Annotated in this window: 5 protein-coding genes; 3 read left to right on the forward strand and 2 right to left on the reverse strand. The window is 54.7% G+C overall.

The features are described from left to right. Together VKV29_RS00030 and VKV29_RS15340 are read left to right on the forward strand one after the other, a co-directional pair. Nucleotides 1-552 (forward strand): transposase (locus tag VKV29_RS00030; protein WP_324199245.1); only part of this gene is annotated, 552 nt, incomplete at its 5' end. Beyond that, nucleotides 462-773, forward strand: a complete 312-nt coding sequence (locus tag VKV29_RS15340; RefSeq protein WP_414647333.1) for a zinc ribbon domain-containing protein — start codon at nt 462-464, stop codon at nt 771-773. The genes VKV29_RS00030 and VKV29_RS15340, both read left to right, overlap by 91 nt. A gap of 146 nt (nt 774-919) precedes the next feature. On the opposite strand, the gene VKV29_RS00035 is transcribed toward VKV29_RS15340, so the two are convergent. After that, nucleotides 920-2,926: an HD domain-containing phosphohydrolase gene (locus tag VKV29_RS00035; RefSeq protein ID WP_324199246.1), complete on the reverse strand. Its 2,007-nt coding sequence runs from the start codon at nt 2,924-2,926 to the stop codon at nt 920-922. A gap of 243 nt (nt 2,927-3,169) precedes the next feature. Next, complete coding sequence (locus VKV29_RS00040; RefSeq protein WP_324199247.1) at nt 3,170-4,330, reverse strand: VIT1/CCC1 transporter family protein; 1,161 nt, start codon at nt 4,328-4,330, stop codon at nt 3,170-3,172. Nucleotides 4,331-4,484: 154 nt separating this feature from the next. Between VKV29_RS00040 and VKV29_RS00045 the strand changes: the two genes are divergently transcribed. Then, nucleotides 4,485-4,750, forward strand: a 266-nt coding sequence (locus VKV29_RS00045) for a metalloregulator ArsR/SmtB family transcription factor (protein WP_324199248.1), incomplete at its 3' end; no start/stop codon positions are given.

Here is a 4,750-nt window from a genome sequence, read left to right on the forward strand (position 1 = left end):
GCCACCACACAAGGTCGTGTTTGTGTACCCTTCCGCCTGTGTGACTACTACACTCGTTACGCCCACTGGCAGCCCTGCTCGGCAGACTTATGTTTTCGTGACGGTGCCTTTTCCCTGCATGTGGTGGTGGAAGCCGAGTCACCAGAACCTGTTTGCGAAGGGGTTCTTGGTGTTGACCTGGGCATCGTAGAACTCGCTACCGATAGTAACGGCAATACCTATTCGGGCGAAGCCGTCAAAGCCGTTCGCCGCCGTCTCAAGCGCCTCCGTAGTCTGCTTCAAAAGCGCGGCACCAAGAGCGCGAAACGGCATTTGAAGAAGATTCGCGCCAAACAGTCTCGGTTTGTTAAGAACACCAATCACGTGGTTTCTAAATCCCTCGTTCGTACTGCAGTACAATCGCGAAAGGCACTCGCTCTGGAAGACCTCCGTTGTCTTGAGCAGAAACGGTTTCTCGCGAGATGCGATGGCTCCTCGGTAACTGGGCTTTTCTGCAACTGCGTCAATTTATCGCCTATAAAGCAGAGGCGACAGGAGTGCCTGTGGTTCTAGTAGACCCGCGCAATACCTCTCGCACCTGTTCTGTATGCGGACATTGCGCGAGAGAGAACCGCAAAAGCCAGAGCCAGTTCCACTGTCAACAGTGTGGCTTTGAGGCGAATGCTGATTTCAATGCGGCGAGAAACCTCAAGGCACGGGGCGAATGTTCAGACGCCCTATTGTGTCGGTTGGAGGGTCATGCTTCCAACCAGGCGCAAGCCCCTGTGCTTTAGCCAGGGGTATCTGACTTGGGATCGCACCAACATCGTCAATCGGATTGGGATTTTAGGATGGCCATCCAACTATATTACGATGGGGATTACCTATGAGTATTTACTAGATTTTCGACGGTTAGATTAGATCTCAAATTGAAATCCTCTCACACTGCGATGGTCTCGAGCTGGAGGCGGAGGAAGAGGCGGGTGATCTCCGGGTCAAAATGCTTGCCGGCTTCCGAGCGGATATAAGCACGCACTTTCTCTTCCGGCCATCCTTTACGGTAGGGCCTATCGGAGAGAAGAGCATCCCAAACGTCGGCGATGGCGAAGATGCGGGCGGCAATGGGGATCTGTTCTCCTTTTAAGCCACGAGGATAGCCTGTGCCGTCCCACTTTTCGTGGTGGCAGTAGGGAATGTCGAGGGCCGGCCGCAGATAGTCAATTTTTGACAACATCTCGTAGGCATAGACCGGGTGCCGCCGCATGATCTCCCACTCGGCCTCATCAAGCGGGCCGGGTTTAAAGAGAATGCGATCGGGAATGGCCATTTTGCCGATGTCGTGTAACAGCGCGCCACGGCGCACATGCATCAGTTCGCTTTTGCTAAGCCCTACTTCTTGTGCCAGTCGAAGGGTGAGGTCGGTAACGCGGCGGGAATGGCCCTCTGTCTCTTGGTCACGCAGGTCAAGAGCGTGTGCCCAGCCTTCGATGGTGGCATCGTAAGCGAGTGTGAGTTCGAGATTGGTACGCTGCAGGTCTTCAAAGAGGGTGGCGTTTTCGATGGCGATGGCGGCCTGTTCAGTAAGAGTTTCTAGGAAGTTAAACCACTCACCGTCGAACTCACGCGGCCCACGATAGTAGATTTGGAGCACACCGCGGATGTGGTTGCGGGCGATTAGAGGGACGGCGAAGTAGCCAACAGCGCCGGCGCGTAAGAGCGGGGAGGGATTGCCCTCCGCACCGCGTTCGAGGTCGGGAACGCTCACGATTCGATGCTCCAAGGCGGCTCTACCGGCAAAGCCCTCGCCAAGCCTACAGGAGTCGACCCGTTTCTCCCAAGCGCAAACACCACGACGTGCGGCAAGCTCAAGGGTTTGGGTATAGCTGTTGATGAGGAGGATATCAGCCGCTTCCACTTCTAATTGGGCGACGGCCTGGTCGAGAAGGATTTCAAGTGTGATGCGTAGGTCGAGGCTGGCGTTGATGGCCATTTCAATGGAACGCAGGGCGGCCAGACGGCGAAGTTGACGTTCGAGGCTCTCTTCTGCCCGTTTGCGGTCTGTGATGTCGCGTGAGATATCTACGACGCCAAGAATGCGCCCATTTTCATCACGGCAAAGGCTTTTTGTGGTTTGGTAGACGCGGGGGCTTCCGCGCACGGTGATGATCTCTTCAACCATGCGCGTCTGGCCGGAGCGTAGCACCTCAAGATCGCTCTGAATCAGGTTGCGCGATTCCTGTTCCGTGAAGAAGGCCCGGGCATCACGGCCTAATATCTCCTCTTGAGGGCGGCCCAGCAAGGAGGCCGCCGATGGGTTCACTTTAAGGTAACGACCTTGGGTATCTTTCACAAAAATGGCGTCGCTTGTACCTTCAACCACGGCGTTGAGAATGGAGGTTTCGATGCGACGGGCATCCTCCATCCATTCCCACTCCACCAGGAGGCGTTTCAGCTCCGCCGATTTTCGATCAAGCTCCATGCGGTGCATGATGCTAGTGGCCAATGTTTGCAGCACATGGAGCTTCTCACGATTCAAGCGTCGAGGGCGAACATCGAGCACGCTGAGCGCGCCGATAACATAGCCATCTGGCGTGATGAGCGGCACGGCAACATAAAAGCGAATAGAGTGCGGCGGCTGGAGAAGGGGACAAAGCGCAAAACGCGCGTCGCGCTGGGTGTCGGGAACGAGCAAAGGTTTGGTTTGAGAGATCACATGAGAGCAGAAGGCCAACTCACGGGGCAGTTCCACAAGGTCTAGGCCTACTTGTGCTTTATACCAGACTCGTTCTTCGTCCACGAACCCGATCAGCGCATAGGGAGCCGAGCACAGAGCGGCTGCGGCAAGCGCGATATGGTCGTAAGGCTCTTCGGGCAGTGTATCGAGGATGGCATACTGCCGAAGCGCCCGCACTCTTGCCTTATCGGCAAAATCAACCGGCGTCTTCATGATACTTCTCTGGCCCTCCAAAACACGCCTAAAAGGCATTCTTTAGACGAACAGCATGTCCTCTTGTATCTTACAGTTACTGGTTTTTATGTTCACGCAGTGCAGACTACGTAGTCTGTTTGAGCTTCACGACAGAAATCGCAACGCCGGGAGCGATTCGTTTCTAAGATTATCGCACAAACCTGATGATGTGTCAACAACTTTTTTCAAGCAGTATCGAAAGCGCATTCAAAAGCTTGCTTGCTAGGCGCCAACATGCCCCAGTCCGATACCGATGACGTAGGTAATTAACCCTTCGAGAGCGCCTACAATCGTCATCTCCAAGCCGCTGCTCCACCAGGAGCGCACGGTTAGCAAGCTCTTGGCGGCTCCCACTGCAAAGTGGGCTGCCATCGAAACCACGGCCGCTACGATAACCGCTGTATAGCCGGTGAGGAAGAAGAAGGGGATGATGGGAATGAATGCCCCTACTGCCGTTGAGAACATACCGGAAAGCGCCGAAGTAATGGGGTTGGAGAGCGCTTCATCGGTTAGATTGAGTTTTTCGGCGGCCAGAGTGCGGAGGAACTGTTCCGGCTTAGCCGCCAGATACTCCACGATCTTAACGGCGTCTTTTTCGGGTATACCCTTCAGTTGGTAGAAGATGGCCAGCTCTTCCTTAGCCTCCTCTGGGTGTGCCTCGTAGGCCTCCTTTTCCCGATGCATCTCCGCCTCATAAATCTCCCGCTCGCTCTTCGCCGAAAGGTAGGCGCCGGCACCCATAGAGAAGGCACTGGCGATCATGCCGGCTAGACCGGCCAATAAAACATACTTGCTGTTGCCAAGGGTAGCCCCCGATACTCCACTAACGATCCCAAAAATAGCACCCAGACCATCATTGACTCCGTAAACGGCATCTCCGATCCAGCTTCCGGTGGCGCGTCGCTCCTTGCTCAAGAGAAAATCGAGCACGGAGCGCGGGCTGCTTTGAGCATATAAACGGCGTAGAATGCGTGCTTGGGCAAACTCGTCGAGCACGACCTCGCGTAAAATGGAGGCAATGCTCTCATCCTCTATCTGCTGCATCTGTTGGAGGTAGTTGGCAATGTCGCGGCGTTCCTCTGCCTCAATGGCCAAGATAATCTGCTGCATGCCGCCAGCACTGGCCGCTAAATTAACGGAGTGTTTCTCCCCCTTATGCTCTGTTGGGACGGCAGCCCCCATCTCCTGTAGTTTTTTGGCCCACTGCTCGGCATGGCGGCGTTCCATCTCCGCCATTTTCCGAAAAATCGTTTTCCGTTCGGGCACGCGATCGCGCTCGGCAAGCGCCGAATACATCGCGTACCCGTCCATCTCCAGTTCCCAGTTATGGCGTAGAAGTTCTACTAGCTCATTTTCGATTTGGGGACTGCCGATAGTGCGCATCGCTTAGCCTCCATGCACGCTCATTCTGTTGTGTTTCTACGATCTAGTGAGGTTATCTTCTCCATTTTGGGTCGGCTGCTTACAATCGCTTTCCAGGAACATAGTGGAAACTCTATCAATTAAACAATCGTACAATTGTTTGAAGGAGGAAACGATGCCAACCCGTTTGAAACGTTCCATAGAAGAGATCACCTGCGACGTCTATAATAGCGACCCAACGCGCGTGCGTCGCGTGGCGAAGAAGATGCCACCTGAAGAGAACTTCGAGGAGACAGCGCTTCTGCTGAAGGCCGTGGCCGACCCCGTGCGCTTACGCATTCTCTATGCCCTCTCCAACGAGCCACTTTGTGTTTGTGAACTAAGCGTTTTGCTCGATATGTCCATGCCGGCCGTATCGCATCATCTGCGTATCCTGCTCTC

The sequence above is a fragment of the Chthonomonas sp. genome (assembly GCF_035294165.1).
Taxonomy (GTDB): Bacteria; Armatimonadota; Chthonomonadetes; order Chthonomonadales; family Chthonomonadaceae; genus Chthonomonas.